At 39.8% G+C, this 16,637-nt stretch carries 18 protein-coding genes; 15 read left to right on the top strand and 3 right to left on the bottom strand.

Going from position 1 to position 16,637, the window contains the following annotated elements:
* Positions 1–3: 3 nt before the first annotated feature.
* The 8 genes from ASU00_RS17625 to ASU00_RS17590 all read left to right on the top strand — a co-directional run bounded on the left by ASU00_RS17625 (position 4) and on the right by ASU00_RS17590 (position 7,835).
* The gene (locus tag ASU00_RS17625; RefSeq protein ID WP_057914846.1) at positions 4–786 is read left to right on the top strand and encodes an enoyl-CoA hydratase; all 783 of its coding nucleotides are present in this window, start codon (positions 4–6) and stop codon (positions 784–786) included.
* Positions 787–809: 23 nt separating this feature from the next.
* Positions 810–2,339, top strand: coding sequence for an acyl-CoA carboxylase subunit beta (locus tag ASU00_RS17620; RefSeq protein WP_236712766.1), 1,530 nt, complete (start codon positions 810–812; stop codon positions 2,337–2,339).
* 203 nt (positions 2,340–2,542) lie between these two features.
* Complete coding sequence (locus ASU00_RS17615) at positions 2,543–3,307, top strand: NUDIX domain-containing protein (RefSeq protein WP_057914795.1); 765 nt, start codon at positions 2,543–2,545, stop codon at positions 3,305–3,307.
* A 16-nt stretch (positions 3,308–3,323) separates the two neighbouring features.
* Positions 3,324–3,875 (top strand): cysteine hydrolase family protein, encoded by a 552-nt coding sequence (locus tag ASU00_RS17610; RefSeq protein ID WP_057914794.1) that lies wholly within the window; start codon positions 3,324–3,326, stop codon positions 3,873–3,875.
* Positions 3,876–3,935: 60 nt separating this feature from the next.
* Entirely contained in the window at positions 3,936–5,405 is a 1,470-nt protein-coding gene (locus ASU00_RS17605; protein ID WP_057914793.1) for a nicotinate phosphoribosyltransferase, read from the top strand.
* Between the two features lie 34 nt (positions 5,406–5,439).
* Entirely contained in the window at positions 5,440–6,267 is an 828-nt protein-coding gene (gene nadE / locus ASU00_RS17600; protein WP_057914792.1) for an ammonia-dependent NAD(+) synthetase, read from the top strand.
* Positions 6,268–6,396: 129 nt separating this feature from the next.
* Positions 6,397–7,422 (top strand): serine hydrolase domain-containing protein, encoded by a 1,026-nt coding sequence (locus ASU00_RS17595; protein ID WP_057914791.1) that lies wholly within the window; start codon positions 6,397–6,399, stop codon positions 7,420–7,422.
* A 191-nt stretch (positions 7,423–7,613) separates the two neighbouring features.
* Complete coding sequence (locus ASU00_RS17590) at positions 7,614–7,835, top strand: DUF3951 domain-containing protein (RefSeq protein WP_057914790.1); 222 nt, start codon at positions 7,614–7,616, stop codon at positions 7,833–7,835.
* A 52-nt stretch (positions 7,836–7,887) separates the two neighbouring features.
* On the opposite strand, the gene ASU00_RS17585 is transcribed toward ASU00_RS17590, so the two are convergent.
* Positions 7,888–8,754, bottom strand: a complete 867-nt coding sequence (locus ASU00_RS17585) for an AraC family transcriptional regulator (protein WP_057914789.1) — start codon at positions 8,752–8,754, stop codon at positions 7,888–7,890.
* Between the two features lie 114 nt (positions 8,755–8,868).
* Here ASU00_RS17585 and ASU00_RS17580 point away from each other — a divergent pair, with 114 nt between their 5' ends.
* From ASU00_RS17580 to ASU00_RS17560, 5 genes are all read left to right on the top strand, one after another.
* The gene (locus tag ASU00_RS17580; protein WP_057914788.1) at positions 8,869–10,521 is read left to right on the top strand and encodes a glycoside hydrolase family 13 protein; all 1,653 of its coding nucleotides are present in this window, start codon (positions 8,869–8,871) and stop codon (positions 10,519–10,521) included.
* Positions 10,522–10,526: 5 nt separating this feature from the next.
* On the top strand, positions 10,527–11,945 hold the full coding sequence (locus ASU00_RS17575; protein ID WP_057914787.1) for a sucrose-specific PTS transporter subunit IIBC: 1,419 nt from the start codon (positions 10,527–10,529) through the stop codon (positions 11,943–11,945).
* A gap of 77 nt (positions 11,946–12,022) precedes the next feature.
* Entirely contained in the window at positions 12,023–13,489 is a 1,467-nt protein-coding gene (locus tag ASU00_RS17570) for a glycoside hydrolase family 32 protein (protein ID WP_057914786.1), read from the top strand.
* Positions 13,490–13,528: 39 nt separating this feature from the next.
* Complete coding sequence (locus ASU00_RS17565; RefSeq protein ID WP_057914785.1) at positions 13,529–14,497, top strand: carbohydrate kinase family protein; 969 nt, start codon at positions 13,529–13,531, stop codon at positions 14,495–14,497.
* A gap of 163 nt (positions 14,498–14,660) precedes the next feature.
* Positions 14,661–14,957 (top strand): hypothetical protein, encoded by a 297-nt coding sequence (locus ASU00_RS17560; protein ID WP_057914784.1) that lies wholly within the window; start codon positions 14,661–14,663, stop codon positions 14,955–14,957.
* Between the two features lie 61 nt (positions 14,958–15,018).
* Here ASU00_RS17560 and ASU00_RS17555 read toward each other — a convergent pair whose 3' ends face one another.
* Positions 15,019–15,429 (bottom strand): hypothetical protein, encoded by a 411-nt coding sequence (locus ASU00_RS17555; protein WP_057914783.1) that lies wholly within the window; start codon positions 15,427–15,429, stop codon positions 15,019–15,021.
* A gap of 208 nt (positions 15,430–15,637) precedes the next feature.
* On the opposite strand from ASU00_RS17555, the gene ASU00_RS17550 reads away from it, so the two are divergent.
* Both ASU00_RS17550 and ASU00_RS17545 read left to right on the top strand, forming a co-directional pair.
* On the top strand, positions 15,638–15,886 hold the full coding sequence (locus tag ASU00_RS17550; RefSeq protein ID WP_057914782.1) for a hypothetical protein: 249 nt from the start codon (positions 15,638–15,640) through the stop codon (positions 15,884–15,886).
* A 77-nt stretch (positions 15,887–15,963) separates the two neighbouring features.
* A complete protein-coding gene (locus ASU00_RS17545) occupies positions 15,964–16,392 on the top strand; it encodes a DUF5082 family protein (protein ID WP_057914781.1) in 429 nt (142 codons plus the stop codon).
* 31 nt (positions 16,393–16,423) lie between these two features.
* Here ASU00_RS17545 and ASU00_RS26370 read toward each other — a convergent pair.
* A partial coding sequence (locus tag ASU00_RS26370) for a hypothetical protein (protein ID WP_057914780.1) occupies positions 16,424–16,637 on the bottom strand: 214 nt, incomplete at its 5' end.

The raw sequence follows: 16,637 nt of genomic DNA, 5'->3' as shown, positions 1-16,637 counted from the left end.
GATATGACGTCATTAGTTGAAATCAGTCGTGATGATAGGGGAATTGCCATCGTGACTTTGAATCGTCCTGATGCGGCACATGCTTTATCCACGGAAATGCTTCATTGCTTATCTGATGGTCTGGATGAACTCAAAAGAGATGCCAATTTAAGAGCCGTCATTTTAACGGGAGCTGGAGAAAAGGCGTTTTGTGCCGGTGCAGACCTTAAGGAACGTGCAGGGATGAATGAAGATAAAGTCAAGGAGACGGTGAAGCTGATCGGCGACACGATTACAGCTGTAGAAAATCTGCCAGTCCCGGTCATTGCTGCACTTAACGGTTCCGCATTTGGTGGAGGACTGGAATTGGCATTAGCCTGTGACATACGACTCGCCTCGGAAACGGCAAGGATGGGACTGACGGAAACGGCATTAGGCATCATTCCTGGAGGCGGCGGTACTCAGCGTTTGCCCCGCATCGTCGGACTGGCGACGGCCAAAGAGCTGATTTATACGGCAAGGCGACTTGATGCTAAATCGGCATATGATTTAAAAATCATCAATCATCTATATCCAGCCCGACAATTAATGGACGAAGCAATCAAGCTAGCTGGGGAAATCGCCCTCAACGCTCCATTAGCGCTCAGGGCAGCAAAAGCAGCGATCAATCAAGGGGTGGATACGACACTGGAAAACGGCCTGCAAATTGAAAAGGACTGCTACCAAACAACTTTAAAAACCCGTGACCGACTGGAAGGTCTCGCAGCATTCAAGGAAAAGCGCAAACCGGTATTTACGGGGCTATGAGCTCAAATGAAGGAGGAAGATCAATGGTGACAACGGATAAATTAACGGAAACGGTTGAAACGATCAAAAAAGGCGGCTTAGAAAAATATCATCAAAAAAATGCTGAAAAAGGAAAGCTTTTCGTACGTGAGCGTCTGGAGCTTCTTTTTGATGAAGGTGTGGAAATAGAGGACGCCTTCTTTGCCAATTGTGCAAGTGACGGTCTTCCGGCGGATGGGGTCGTTACAGGAATCGGGAAAATCAACGGTCAGAGAGTGTGTGTCATGGCGAATGACTCGACTGTAAAAGCCGGCTCTTGGGGAGCAAGGACCGTCGAAAAGATCATTCGCATCCAAGAAACGGCAGACAAACTGCAGCTGCCGCTTCTCTACTTAGTCGATTCTGCCGGAGCAAGAATCACCGATCAAGTGGAAATGTTTCCTGGACGCCGCGGTGCAGGACGCATCTTTTATAACCAAGTGAAGTTATCCGGGAAAATTCCGCAAATCTGTCTCTTGTTCGGTCCTTCAGCAGCTGGAGGGGCATACATCCCAGCTTTTTGTGATATCGTCGTGATGGTCGAGGGAAATGCATCGATGTATTTAGGTTCACCGAGAATGGCGGAAATGGTCATTGGCGAAAAGGTGACCGAAGAGGAGATGGGCGGGGCGAAGATGCATTGCTCCGTTTCAGGATGCGGAGATGTGCTGGTGAAATCGGAAGAAGAGTCGATCGCGTTTGCCCGTAAATACTTAAGCTATTTTCCAGGAAATTATCAAGAAAAGCCTGCAGCTGCTAAGCCAGAGCTGCCTGAGGAATTTGAAAAGACGTTGGAGGACTTGATTCCGAAAAATCAGAATGCCCCCTTCAATATGTATGATTTGATCGACCGGGTCATAGACAAGGAGTCGTTTTGTGAAATCAAAAAGCTTTTTGCCCCTGAATTAATTACCGGGCTTGCTAGGCTAAATGGGCAGTCCATTGGAATCATTGCCAATCAGCCGCGTGTCAAAGGCGGGGTCCTGTTCCATGATTCAGCAGATAAGGCAGCGAAATTCATCAACCTATGTGATGCCTTCCATATACCGCTATTGTTCCTTGTGGATATTCCAGGATTCATGATCGGGACGAAGGTCGAGCAGGCAGGCATCATTCGCCATGGAGCAAAAATGATTTCGGCCATGAGTGAAGCCACGGTCCCTAAGATTTCTGTCATTGTCCGTAAGGCTTATGGTGCCGGATTGTATGCGATGGCCGGTCCCGCATTTGAACCGGATTGTGTTCTTGCCCTGCCAACGGCGTTGATTGCCGTCATGGGTGCGGAAGCTGCTGTCAATGCCGTCTATGCCAATAAAATCAATGCAATGGAAGCGGAAGAAAGGCCTGCCTTCATCGCGCAGAAGCGAAATGAATATAATGAAGACATAGATATATATCGTTTAGCTTCCGAGATGATCGTTGATGGCATCATCCAGCCTAATGACCTGCGTGATGAATTGAGTGCCCGGTTTGAAGCATATGGAAGCAAACAACTGACATTTACCAAGCGGAAGCACGGCGTTTATCCCGTCTAACATGCTAGGAAAGAAAAGTCCGATCATCATGATCGGGCTTTTTTTTTATGTGTAAAACCTGAAATGAAAGATTTTTCGCACAATAAGAAAATTTCTTACCGTTTGGAGTTGCTAAATCATCACTAGTGGAGTACTATAATTAGTAATTAAAGATTTACTAATTACTTTATATCCATACTTAGTGAAAGAAAGTGAGCGTTGCCATGGTTCAGCAAGAAAAAAAGAAATACAGAACTCCTGACGGATACACTGCCGACATTGCGATCTTTACCATCACTACTAGGAAGACGGCCGAAAAGGCACCTCCTGAAATGTTTTTGAAGCTATTATTGATTAAACGTGCCACTGCTGATAAAGAAGGAAACCCGAATGTTGAGGGAGATAAATGGGCTTTGCCTGGGGGCTTTGTGAATGCTAACGAGACGGCCTATGAAGCAGCCAAACGAGAATTGAAGGAAGAAACGGGTGTAACCGGATTCCATGTCGAGCATTTCGGTGTTTACGACCGACCAGGACGCGATCCGAGAGGGTGGATCATATCCAACGCCTTTTATGCGATCGTACAGGAAGAGTATCTCCATCATCGAAAAGCGAATGACGATGCGGCGGAGGTTGAATTGTTCACGGTACAGGAAGCTATGCAATTGGAGCTTGCATTTGATCATGATGCTATCATCCATGAGGCGATGAATTTATTGAAAAAAGAAATGGTTCAGACGACGATAGCGCAAAAATTCCTGCCAGAAGAGTTTACTTTATCTGAATTGCAGCGGGTGCTGCTTACAGCAAGAGATGACGCGAAGATCAGCGCGGATTCGCTTTTTTATGCTAAGGCGCCTAAACTTCCGTTTTTGGAGAAAGTCTTGGATGAAAAAGGCATGCAGAAGAAAACAAAACGGAATTCGTATCGTCCATCACAGCTTTACCGATTTAATGCAGAGGTTGTCACGGACTCCATTTATTATTAAGGGGGAATGAAGTGAAATGGGAAAAAAGGCATTGATCAACATTGATTATACGTATGACTTTGTGGCAGACAAGGGTTCATTGACCTGCGGGAAACCAGGGCAGGATATCGAGAAGGCACTCGTCGCCATTACCAAGGAATTCATCAGAAATGGCGACTACACCATATTTGCCATTGATAGGCATGACGAGGGAGACGGCTTTCACCCTGAAACGAAATTATTTCCTCCCCATAATATAAGCGGTACAATGGGCAGGGACCTATATGCGACGTTAAAAAAAGAATATGAAACAAATAAAAATCGAAGTAATGTTCATTATATAGATAAAACGCGTTATTCGGCATTCGCAGGAACGGACCTTGATATCCGCCTAAGGGAGCGTCACATTTCCGATGTATATTTAGTTGGCGTTTGTACGGATATCTGCATTTTGCATACGGCAATTGATGCGTACAATCTAGGCTATAATATTTTTGTATATGAAAATGCAGTGGCCTCATTCAATCAAACCGGTCATGAATGGGCACTCGGGCATTTCAAAGGTACACTTGGAGCGACCATTCTATAATATATTTCACGCAACAGAATAAAAGAGAGACGAATGCTTCTCTTTTGGGAGGAACTATCCATGGAAAAAAAATACAACGACGACAGTTATGCACTACACACGGATTTATACCAAATCAATATGGCCCAAACATACTGGCAAGATAAAACACATGAAAGAAAGGCCGTCTTCGAGATATTTTTCAGAAAGCTTCCGTTTAACAGCGGCTATGCGATTTTTGCTGGTCTTGAAAAAATTGTCCATTACCTTCAAAACTTTTGCTTCTCAGAAAGTGATATCGACTATCTAAAAACCGAGCTGCATTATGATGAAGAGTATTTGGATTATTTGCAAAACATCCGTTTCACGGGAACGATTCGCTGCATGAAGGAGGGCGAGCTCGTCTTTGGCAATGAACCGATATTACGGGTGGAGGCACCGCTTGGTGAGGCCCAACTCATAGAAACGGCTTTGCTTAACATTGTGAACTATCACACACTCGTAGCAACAAAAGCTTCACGCATCAAACAGGTCATCGGTGATGAATCGGCCCTTGAATTCGGTTCAAGACGAGCGCAAGAAATGGACGCTGCCATTTGGGGAGCGAGAGCTGCCTATCTAGCTGGCTTTGATTCGACTAGCAATGTACGTGCTGGAAAGCTATTCGGCATTCCGGTTTCAGGAACGCATGCCCATTCCATGATCCAGGCTTATAAAGATGAATATACAGCATTTCACAAATATGCGGTTTCACACAAAGACTGTGTTTTCCTCGTCGATACGTATGACACGTTGCGTTCTGGCATTCCGAATGCAATCCGTGTTGCGAAGGAATTGGGCGATAAAATCAATTTCATTGGAGTCCGCCTTGACAGCGGAGATTTAGCTTACTTATCGAAAGAAGCACGACGTATGCTAGATGCTGCAGGTTTCCACGATGCAAAGATCGTCGCTTCCAACGATCTGGATGAATATACGATCATCAACTTGAAGCAGCAAGGCGCAAGAATTGACATATGGGGCATCGGGACCAAATTGATCACCGCTTATGACCAGCCAGCTCTAGGTGCTGTTTATAAAATGGTTTCAATAGAGGGCGAAGATGGGAATATGAGAGATACCATCAAAATTTCTTCTAATCCTGAAAAGGTTACGACACCTGGCTTAAAAAGAGTATACCGTATCATCAATAAAGTGAACCATCATTCTGAAGGTGACTATTTGGCCATGGAATATGAAAGACCGCAGGAACAGGAAAAATTAAAAATGTTTCACCCTGTTCACACCTTCCTAAGTAAATTTGTTACGGACTTCGATGCGGTTGATCTTCATGAGGATATTTTCAAGGATGGCCGTTTAATCTATGAACTACCATCCATTGATGATATTAAAGCATTTACGAAAAAAAATCTTCAAGTATTATGGCCGGAATACCTACGGGCACTTAATCCTGAGGAATATCCGCTAGATTTAAGCCAGGATTGTTGGGATAATAAAATGAGGAATATAGATGAAGTTAAAGCAAATGTCGAGCGTATGCTTACGAAATGACGACACTCTATTATAAGAAAGCGGGGCTATGTTAATGCGTCCATTACAAGAAGAAATCGTCAAGAAATTACTTGTTCAACCAACGATCGACCCACAAGTCGAATTCAGGAAAAGTGTTGATTTATTGAAAGGGTATGTGAAGAAAAATACGTTTCTGAAAAGCTTCATACTTGGAATTTCTGGCGGTCAAGATTCAACACTGGCGGGTTATATCGCTCAAACTGCTGTGAATGAATTGAATGAAGAAACTGGCGGCGACTATACGTTTGTTGCTGTAAGCTTGCCATATGGCGTACAAGCCGATGAAGACGATAGACAATTGGCGTTGAAATTCATCAAGCCAAGCAAAAATGTAACAGTAAACATTAAAGGAGCAGTAGATGCAGCGGTCCTGGCAGTTGAAGAAGCTATTGGTGAAAAGCTATCACATTTCTTAAAAGGAAATGTCAAAGCACGTGAACGGATGAAGGTGCAATACGATTTAGCAGGTCTGTACAAAGGTGTCGTCCTTGGCACGGACCATGCAGCTGAAGCTATCACAGGTTTCTTCACGAAACACGGTGATGGTGCAGCAGATATCATCCCTTTATATCGTTTGAACAAAAGGCAAGGAAGAGCTATTCTGAAATTCGTCGGAGCTCCTGAGCGTCTCTATACGAAAATTCCAACTGCCGATTTAGAAGACGACAAACCGTTAATACCTGATGAAGTGGCTTTAGGCGTTAGCTACGATGAAATCGATGATTACCTTGAAGGTAAGGAAATCAGAACGGAAGCTGCCGAAATCATCGAAGGGTGGTATATGAAAACCGAACATAAACGGAACGAAGCCATTAACGTTTATGATACCTGGTGGAAATAAAAGAAGGAATGAAACGAAGGCAAAAAATCCCGCATCACATTAGATGCGGGATTTTTTTGAAAGACCATAACGAGCAACCTGGGCTATACATAAGTATTGAAAACAATACCGGTAAAGGGGAAAAACTAAATGAAAACACAACATATGGAATTTTCAAGACTTATTAAAGAAACCAGCAAGGCAATTGAATTCTCGGGTGTAATAAGTGTCAAAGCAGGAGCTGAACTGATCCATAGCTCAGCACATGGCTATTCCAACCGGAGCGATGAAATCGTCAATACGACAGAAACAAGGTTCGGAATTGCTTCTGGTTGTAAACTGTTTACGGCGATAGCCATTTGCCAGTTAATACAAAAAGGAAAACTTAGATTTGATTCAGAGTTAAAAGACTGTCTTTCGTTTGAATTTCCTAATTTCCATCAACATGTAACGATACATCACCTTTTAACGCACACTTCCGGTATTCCTGATTACTTTGATGAAGAGGTGATGGACGATTTTGAAGAGCTATGGCAGAAAAACCCGATGTATCATATTAAAAGATTAAAAGACTTCCTGCCAATGTTTCAAGATGAGGAGATGATGTTCGAACCAGGGGAAAGATTTCATTACAATAATGCCGGCTATATATTATTAGGTTTGATCATTGAGGAACTAACCGAACTTGAGTTTTCTGAATATATCAAAAAAAACATCTTTCTCCCTTGTAATATGGAGGATTCCGGTTATTTCTCCATGGACAAGCTCCCTAAAAACACGGCGCTAGGCTATATAGACGAAGAAAATGGAACATGGAGAACGAATGTTTATTCACTTCCAATTAAAGGCGGAGCGGATGGAGGGGCGTATATTACAACAACGGATATGTTCAGATTTTGGGAGGGGTTATTTTCCAATCAGTTACTGAATCAAGAATTTACCAATCTATTATTGGAGGACCATATTGCTACGGATGAAGAAGGGGAATACTATGGATATGGAATCTGGATAAGTAAAAAAAATGACGAGATTTTCAAATATCATCTTATGGGGTATGACCCAGGTGTAAGTTTCAATTCTGCGGTATATCCGGCAAATCGAATAAAAACCGTCATTACTTCTAATGTAAGTAATGGCCCATATGATATTACCTGTGCGCTGGAGAAGGAATTATAAACATCGATAGGTTATCAGTGATATCGCTTCATCATGCATAATTCAAGAACGCGACATTAAAGAAACATCACAACACTTGTCCATTTCTTGAATAGGAAGTTCATTAAGGGAGTGGATGGCTTTAGGTTCCAAGACATGCTGCCAGACTGAAATCTTCCACTTCTTCTATGTAAAAAATTGGGGGGGTAAGTATGGTTTCAACTTTATTAATACTAACTATAGTAGCTATTATAGGGCTGATTGGTTACAGAATGATATTCAAAAAGAAAAAACCTTCTAATTTGTATACACCCTACGATGAGGTTATGGGGCCCAAAGATGATGCTAAAAGAGAAATTCCTGCACAAGAAACAAAACACACCTACAAATATGAAGAAAAAAGCGAAGAAGACAAGTCTAAGAGCCCCCTTTAAGGCAGCTCTTTATTTATGTGACGATCGGAAGAGGATATTTGCTTATCTAAAGTTATTTTAAAATGTATTTCTTTCTGTATTGAATGGGAGAATAGCGCTTATGCTCTTTAAACCTCCGTATGAAATAACTGAAATTGTCAAAACCAACCATAAGGGAAATATCAAGGACTTTCAGATCGCTGTTTTTCAATAGCTCGGCTGCTTTTTCACATCGGTATTCATTTATATACGTAATGGGCGTTTTTCCAATTGCCTGATGAAAATATTTCGAGAAGTAATTTTTATTCATATTTAAAAGAGAGGCTAAGTCTTCAAGTAGTATTTTCTTATCGTAATTATCTTGGATATAGGTCATGACTTTTTTTATATTTTCTTGTTTTTCTTTTACGTTTGTTTGTAATTCCCCAAAAAGCTTTCGCTCAAAAAGCGCTAAAATAATTTCCAGTAACATAATTTTAATCCGTAATGCAGATATTTCGAATGGTATTTTATTAGTCTTAATAATGTTCATTAACTTATCAACGATAGATTCCTTTAACAGTTCTTCCATTTGAGTTGAAGAAGGGAAACGTAAGTATCCCTTAGTTATAGGCGTAATAATAGAATTTTGGCTTGTATCCGGATAGTCAAAATTTAATATATCCGGATGAAATACGATCGCATGATGAATCGAGGGACCTGTTGAAGTGATTTGGTGCAAGTCACCAGAATTTATAAAAATGAACTGTCCCTTCGTAACCTCTAACATTTCCGAATTAATCGTAACTTCCATCACTCCGTCCTCAACAAAGATGAATTCCAATTCCTCATGCCAATGATAGCCTACATGATAATCACGTTCTCTCACCTTACTGTATACATGCAATGGAAATGATGCAGTACCATGAATTGAGTTCTCTTTTAAAGCTGACTTTTTCATATGAAATCCCCTAATGTGAAAATAGTGTTATTATTTTTCAAAAAAGTGCAAGAAGTAATAATGTGTAATCATTATACTTAAAATGTAAGCGCATTACAAAGGGGAGAATGAAAAGTGAAGGAAACTCAACAAAAGTGGTGGCATAATAGTGTTATTTATCAAATATATCCTCGAAGCTTTTATGATAGTAACGGTGACGGAATTGGCGATATACAAGGTATTATCCTCAAATTGGATTATTTAAAAAAGTTAGGGATCGATGTTATTTGGTTAAGCCCAATTTATGAATCCCCCAATGTAGATAATGGGTACGATATTAGTGATTACTATTCGATTCTATCTGAGTATGGAACCATGGAAGAAATGAAAAAATTGCTACTCGAAAGTGATAAACGAGGTATTAAGATCATTATGGATCTAGTAGTAAACCACACTTCAGATCAGCATCCTTGGTTCATTGAAGCGAAAAAATCGAAAGATAATCCTTATAGAGATTATTATATTTGGCGTGATCCGGTGAATGGTCAGGAGCCCAATGATCTAAAATCCAATTTTGGTGGATCAGCTTGGGAATATGACGAGAATACAAACCAATATTATTTACATTTTTATAGCAAACAGCAACCCGATTTGAATTGGGAAAATGCAGAAATGAGAAATAGTATTTGGGACATGATGAACTACTGGATAGATAAAGGCATAAGTGGTTTCCGTATGGATGTGATTGATTTAATCGGGAAGGAACCCGATAATCTAATAAAAGAAAATGGTCCGAAGTTACATGATTATTTACAAGACATGTATCGGAATACTTTCGGAAACCATGAGTTACTCACAGTTGGGGAAACATGGGGAGTCACGACAGAGAATGCTAAATTATATTCTGACCCCAAAAGAAAAGAATTAAATATGGTCTTCCAATTTGAACATATGCAATTGGATAAAATACCAGGGAAGCAAAGATGGGATTTAAGGAAGCTAGAATTGGTAGAGTTAAAACATGTATTAAGTAAATGGCAAAATGCTCTAGATCAAGAAGGATGGAATAGCTTATTTTGGAATAACCATGACTTACCAAGGATCGTATCTCGATGGGGGAATGACCGTCAATATAGGGTGGAATCGGCAAAAATGTTGGCAACGCTTTTACACGGGATGAAAGGTACTCCGTATATATATCAAGGTGAAGAAATTGGCATGACTAATGCAGCTTTTACCTCCATTGAAGATTATATTGATATTGAAACTCAAAATATTTATAAAGAACGAATGGCTGCAGGTTTTGATGAAGAAGAAATCATGAAATCGTTTTATATGAAAGCAAGAGACAATGCGAGAACCCCGATGCAGTGGTCCGATGCTCATCATGCAGGGTTTTCAAAAGGAAAACCATGGATGAAAGTTAATCCGAATTACACCTTTATTAATGTTGAAAACGCCATCAAAGATTCAAATTCGATTTTCTTTCACTATCAACAACTAATAAAGCTAAGGAAGAATAATAATACGCTCGTGTATGGTACGTATAAACTTCTTAATCCTGAGGATAAAAGCATTTATGCATATGAACGCATTTTAGACAATAAGAAGCTCTTGATTGTTTGTAACTTTTATGAGCATGAAAATGATTTTCATTATCCCGTTACCAGCCATTCAGAAGTAGAAATAGTAATAAGTAATTATACTGACTCTAGTTCAGATATTGAAAATATAAAGTTACGGCCGTATGAGGCTATTATCTATGAATTAAGTGATGGGGAGGTTTGAAGAAGGTGAACAATAAAATAGAAGAAAATGCGCAACAGATATTAAATATTATCGGCGGATCTGAAAATATACTGAGCGCGGCACATTGCGCAACTCGGCTACGTTTAGTTTTAAAAGACGAATCAATCGTTAATTCGGAAGATTTATCTAAAGTCGAACTAGTAAAAGGTCAATTTAGCAGTTCTGGTCAATATCAGATCATTATAGGTGCTGGTACTGTAAATGAGGTTTATAATTCACTGATTAAATTGGCAAATATTACAGAATCGACTAAAGCGGAGGTTAAAAAAGAAGCAGACAAAAAAATGAATGCGCTTCAAAAGCTTGTGAAGCTTTTGTCAGATATATTCGTTCCAATCATCCCTGCTCTTGTAGCGGCTGGTCTTCTGATGGGGATAAACAATGTGTTAACGTCTAAAGGATTATTCTTTGACGGTAAATCCTTAATGGACATTTACCCACAGATGACCGACTTTGCCAATATGATCAATATATTTGCTAATGCTGCTTTTGTTTTTCTTCCTATCTTAATTGGTTTTTCAGCTACGAGAATGTTTGGAGGGAATCCTTATTTAGGGGCCGTCATTGGGATGATAATGGTACATCCGGATTTGTTAAATGCTTATGGATATGGCGAGGCGGTTCTTAAAGACACTGTTCCAGTCTGGAATATTTTTGGCTTGACCATTGAAAAGGTAGGCTATCAGGGAACCGTATTCCCGGTTTTGGCTGCGTCATTTATTTTGGCATGGACCGAGAAGAATTTACGTAAAATCATTCCATCTGCACTAGATAACTTATTAACGCCTTTATTGGCTGTTTTTATTACAAGTTTTCTTACCTTTACGATTGTAGGCGGCATTATGAGGTCAGCCGGGGACTTATTGGCTGATGGGTTGGTTTGGATCTATGATACATTAGGCATGTTTGGAGGTGCCATTTTTGGATTCATCATGGCACCGCTAACATTGACAGGTATGCATCACAGTCTTCTCCCTGTTGATATTCAGCTAATTGCAGGGGGTGGTTCTTTCTTGCTTGCACTTGTAGCAAGTAACAATGTTGCTCAAGGTGGTGCGACATTTGCTGCGATGCTGCTTTCAAAGGATAAAAAACTGAAAAGCATTGCAGTATCTTCAGGTATATCAGCTTTGTTAGGGATTACCGAGCCAGCGATGTTTGGTGTGAATCTTAAATTGAAATACCCTTTTTACGCAGCAATGATTGGTTCTGCACTAGGCTGTGCTTATGCAGCTTTTGCTCATATCACGAATGTAGCCCCTGGACCAGCTGGTATTATTGGCTTTGTTACTGTCCAAGCGGGAGATGTTATAAACTTTTTAATAGCAGTAAGTATTTCTCTGATCGCATCTTTTTTAATAACCATTCTCCTGTCTAAAACAAAATTCAATAAAAACTTGTAATCATTAATGAATGCGGTTTTATACGAGTTGCTTTGGCAGCTCGTTTTTACTAATTTATGAATTGGAGGGAGAAAATTATGGAATGGACACAAGAAGCACGTTATCGTACGTATGAAAGTATGACTACTGAGGAACGACTGAAGCTGGAAAACTCAGTATCAGCTAGTATATGGCGACAAAGATATCATATTCAACCGATGTATGGATTATTAAACGATCCAAATGGCTTTGTTTGGTTCAACGGGAGCTACCACTTATTCTATCAATGGTTCCCTTTTGGCGCGGTACATGGGATGAAACACTGGTTCCATACAGAATCTTCTGATTTGGTCGAGTGGGAGAACAAAGGTGTAGCCTTAAAACCAGAATATTCATTTGAAAGCCACGGAATATATTCAGGAAGCGGTATCGTGCATAACAATTCACTTTACTTGTTCTATACGGGCAATAAGCGAGATGAAGAATGGAACCGCCATTCTTCTCAATGTTTAGCGATTATGAACAAATCAGGAAAAATAACGAAGCGGGAGATACCCATCATTAAAAGCCAGCCAAATGGATATACCGAGCATTTTAGGGACCCAAAGGTATGGCAGGTAGAAGACAACTTCTATATGGTCGTAGGGGCGCAACGTGAAAATTTGACAGGCTGTGTTCTTCTTTATCAATCTCATGATTTGATCGATTGGTCATTGCTTGGAGAAATGGGAATGAAAGAAATGGACTTCGGCTATATGTGGGAATGTCCGGATTACTTTACCTTACAAAATCACGGAATTTTATTATGTTCCCCTCAAGGGTTGCAGCCTGAAGGTGATTCATACCATAACATTTATCATTCGGGAGTCTGGGTAGGAAAGCCATTAACCAATAATCATTTTGACCACGGTGACTTTCAGGAACTCGATGCCGGTTTTGATTTCTATGCACCCCAAACGACTGTATCCCCTGACGGTAGACGTCTTCTTGTTGGTTGGATGGGGTTGCCGGAAATTGAGTATCCCACTGATTCAGAAGGATGGGCTCATTGCTTGACCATCCCGAGAGAGCTTTTCATCAAGGACAATATTCTTTATCAGCAGCCAGTTAATGAGTTAAAGGAGAAACGAAAAAAAGCAGCGCGGGCGGCTATGAATGTAAGTAACGAAGTAAGAGATCTAGGTGAACTTTCTGGTGATTGTTTTGAAATGATAGCTGAAGTTGAAGTAGGTAGTGCAAACAGAGCTGGACTGAGGTTGCGTGTCGGTAAAGGGGAAGAAACTATACTTTATGTTAATACGGAAACTCAAAAGGTTGTGCTTGACCGTACAAACGCAGGTGTAGCGTTTGCGCAAGACTATGGATCCATTCGTCAAAAGCATTATTCAAAAAACAAAATACGTTTTCACATTTTTATGGATACCACTTCGATTGAAGTGTTTGTGAATGACGGAGAAATGGTGTTTACATCACGTTTATTTCCAAAAATGGAAAGCCAGGGTATTCAGTTTTTTGCAGAAAAAGGTACAGCAAAAATTGATGCAGTACAGTGGAAATATGACTGAGTTCCTTTCTGAGAAATTATAGTGGAGGAGTGACGATAGATGAGCGGAAATAATTTAGTCGTTTGTGTGGGGGAATTATTGATCGATTTCTTTTGCATGGATATCGATGTCGACTTAAAGGCTGGTTCAAGCTTTGTTAAGCGAGCGGGTGGTGCTCCAGCCAATGTTACAGCTGCCATTGCAAAGTTAGGCGGAAATGCTGCATTAGTTGGAAAAGTAGGAAGTGATCCATTCGGCACATTCCTTATTGACGTGTTGAAAGAAGTGAAAGTTGATACTTCGATGGTGACAAGAGATACTCAGGTTCAAACAACGATGGCGTTCGTCTCCCTTCAAGCAAATGGAGAAAGAGATTTTGTCTTTTATCGTGGAGCGGATGAACAATTAACTATAGAAGAGCTGAATCTTGACAAAGTAATGGCAGCAAAAGTTTTACATTTTGGATCTGCAACAGCCATGCTTGGAGGTACAGCACTCATAACATATTTTAAGCTGATGGATATCGCAAAGGAGAAAGGGATCTTTCTCTCATTTGATCCAAACTTCCGAGGAAATCTTTGGGAAGGCAGAGAAAAAGAGTTTGTAGAACGAACAAAACGAGCCATCTCTAAGGCAGATTTAGTAAAAGTCAGTGAAGAAGAGTTAAAGCTTATATCTGGACTAAATGATCTAGAATCTGCTGTATCATCGTTGCATCAGTTAGGTGCAAAAATTATTACCGTAACATTAGGTGAAAATGGAACGCTTGTTTCAAATGGTAAGAAGCAATCGATCATCTCAAGCATCAATGTGAAGTCCATCGATTCAACAGGAGCAGGAGATGCCTTTATAGGGGCATTGTTACACCAGATTTCCAACGAAGAAAACATATCTATTTTTCTTGATGATTACACCAAGTATAAAGAAATGGTAGCCTTCGCAAACAAAGTTGGGGCATTAACTTGTACGAAAATTGGAGCCATTTCAGCATTACCAACACTTGATGAAGTAGTAATCGTGAAGAACTAAAAAAACATGGCTCTTTTCCATGTGGATAGGGGCCATGTTATCGTCCAAAGTTGATTTTTCCCATTCCAAAACAAAGAATTTGTATAGTTAAATAACCTGAAGTAGAGTATATTTAATATACATCAATTTAACTGGTATTATGGGTGGAGGTTCTTTTTACGATATGAAGGCAAGATATGAACTCGCGAACATGAATTTAACATTAAGCAATGTGACTTTACGTAATGCTGCGGATAGTTATGTTTTATTGAAGGCTGCAGACGAACAAAATAACGAAATTACGATCAAGCTATCCCACGGTCAAGCTGAATTTCTGGAAGCCGAACTACGGGATGTGAATCGCCGTCGCCGGGAAAATGGTCCAGACAGTTCAGGATATGATCGGGAACCTAATGACGAAGACGATTCGTTTAATTTATTCAGTATAGATTTATATAATGAAAGTAAACCGAAGGAATGAATAGTCATCTCATTTTCCCCAAAAGAGCTATAAGGAGTAATCCAAGCAAGGTGACACTTCGTTACCTTTTTTTTGATTGCGTGATAAACCTCTTTACCAAAAGGAACAAAGATGACGCAACAGCAAACACCAAGAAAAATACGATGAACCCCCAAAGGCCTATCGCCGCATCTTGAAATTCCATATTTCCCCTGCTTGTAAGGGCTTGCTGTATTTCAATCGCGAATACCAACACCACCATGACGGTAAACGTATATAGGAAAGAAAGTATGGTAATCCCAAAGCGCATCCGGGATATGATTGTAGATAAAAATAATACGAACAAAAAGATAAGGATACCAATGATTCCCATAATCCAAAAATGCAGATCTTTGTCCGTTGCATTTGAATTTAATGTATCACTCACAAAAAATAGGATAAAATCGTGAAGATTATTAACGATTTCCGCTAAAATCTCGATGAATTCTTTCATTTTTTTACACCTCCAATCTTTAGATTATAGCAGGTTATAAATCTATATTGAAGAGGTAAGGTTCCCCTGGACGTCCAACAGAGAAACAGGTTAATAAAATCATGCATGAAAAAAAGTAAGTTGAGATGGGCAAGGACATTCGATAAGGGTATAGTTAATAATAGGTAAGGTCCAGGCAACCGATACATTCATCGTTGGAGGGTAAAGAATGAACGATAGACTTGAGCATGAATTAACAATAATAGATTTTATGACAACAGGACATAATTCTTGTTTTGTAAAGGTATCCGGTTTTGATGCCGAATTCGAAAAGGAATTTATAGGCGAAGTCAAATTTGTCGGTAAAGCGCCCTTTGGAGATTTAATACATCCACAAAGGTCACCTTTATCGTCCACTTGCAGGGAATTTGTTCGCGAAGATTTATTGTGCAGATACGGTAAAGGGCAGTTTGATTGAAGAAGTTCTCTATTGACTATTTGTAAGTGTGAAAATATGACAGTTGATGAATAAAATCTTATGTTTGAGGTGATTTTATGGTTTATGCAGAAATATTGAGTAACATAAACTCTGCTATCTCTAGTAAAAAAGCTAATTTAAATATCAAAATTGATCGTTTAATAGCTGCCAAAAACGATATTATAGCAGAACAAAGTATGTGTCTTAACGAAATTAGGAAAATCAACAACCCAGAGCTAGGTAGAAACTGGACAGGAAAGCGCTCGGATGACTTTCAAGAAGCTCGTCAAGATGCATATAATGCCATGTTCAATGTCATACATGACGATTATGACGACTACCAATGGAAAATTGAAGCGATGATTACCAAGTTAAATGCCGAGAATACACTTCTAAGTATAGCTGGGAATATTGCACAAGAAGCCGATCACCTATTAAATAAAGGTGAAGATGCATTTGAGCAGCTGGAAAGTAAAATCTCGGATTTAAAAAGACGCCTTAGTTAATAACGCTAACTGAAGTTTACGTAAATATATTTCAGATTTCATCGATTAAAAAAGCTGTTTTGATAGATAAATCTCGAATATCGTAGATAAAAGCTCCGTTTTGATAGATAAATCTTGAATATCGTAGAAAAAAAAGCAGTTTTGATAGATAAATCTCAAATATCGTAGATAAAAGGACCGTTTTGATAGATAAATCTCGAATATCGTAGATAAAAGCTCCGTTTTGATAGATAAATCTCAAATAT

This window comes from Peribacillus muralis (assembly GCF_001439925.1).
Lineage (GTDB): Bacteria > Bacillota > Bacilli > Bacillales > DSM-1321 > Peribacillus > Peribacillus muralis.
The sequence above is the reverse complement of the archived record's forward strand: the minus strand, read 5'-3'. Positions and strand labels throughout refer to the sequence as shown.

Excerpts from the sequence above, each read along its gene's own strand:
- ASU00_RS17610 (WP_057914794.1), top strand. The coding sequence starts at position 3,324 with ATGGGAAAAAAGGCATTGATCAACATTGATTATACGTATGACTTTGTG.
- ASU00_RS17550 (WP_057914782.1), top strand. The coding sequence starts at position 15,638 with ATGAACGATAGACTTGAGCATGAATTAACAATAATAGATTTTATGACA.
- ASU00_RS17595 (WP_057914791.1), top strand. The coding sequence starts at position 6,397 with ATGAAAACACAACATATGGAATTTTCAAGACTTATTAAAGAAACCAGC.
- ASU00_RS17560 (WP_057914784.1), top strand. The coding sequence starts at position 14,661 with ATGAAGGCAAGATATGAACTCGCGAACATGAATTTAACATTAAGCAAT.
- ASU00_RS17615 (WP_057914795.1), top strand. The coding sequence starts at position 2,543 with ATGGTTCAGCAAGAAAAAAAGAAATACAGAACTCCTGACGGATACACT.
- ASU00_RS17605 (WP_057914793.1), top strand. The coding sequence starts at position 3,936 with ATGGAAAAAAAATACAACGACGACAGTTATGCACTACACACGGATTTA.
- ASU00_RS17545 (WP_057914781.1), top strand. The coding sequence starts at position 15,964 with ATGGTTTATGCAGAAATATTGAGTAACATAAACTCTGCTATCTCTAGT.
- ASU00_RS17585 (WP_057914789.1), bottom strand. The coding sequence starts at position 8,754 with ATGAAAAAGTCAGCTTTAAAAGAGAACTCAATTCATGGTACTGCATCA.
- ASU00_RS17625 (WP_057914846.1), top strand. The coding sequence starts at position 4 with ATGACGTCATTAGTTGAAATCAGTCGTGATGATAGGGGAATTGCCATC.
- ASU00_RS17590 (WP_057914790.1), top strand. The coding sequence starts at position 7,614 with ATGGTTTCAACTTTATTAATACTAACTATAGTAGCTATTATAGGGCTG.
- ASU00_RS17565 (WP_057914785.1), top strand. The coding sequence starts at position 13,529 with ATGAGCGGAAATAATTTAGTCGTTTGTGTGGGGGAATTATTGATCGAT.
- nadE (WP_057914792.1), top strand. The coding sequence starts at position 5,440 with ATGCGTCCATTACAAGAAGAAATCGTCAAGAAATTACTTGTTCAACCA.
- ASU00_RS17620 (WP_236712766.1), top strand. The coding sequence starts at position 810 with ATGGTGACAACGGATAAATTAACGGAAACGGTTGAAACGATCAAAAAA.
- ASU00_RS17570 (WP_057914786.1), top strand. The coding sequence starts at position 12,023 with ATGGAATGGACACAAGAAGCACGTTATCGTACGTATGAAAGTATGACT.
- ASU00_RS17555 (WP_057914783.1), bottom strand. The coding sequence starts at position 15,429 with ATGAAAGAATTCATCGAGATTTTAGCGGAAATCGTTAATAATCTTCAC.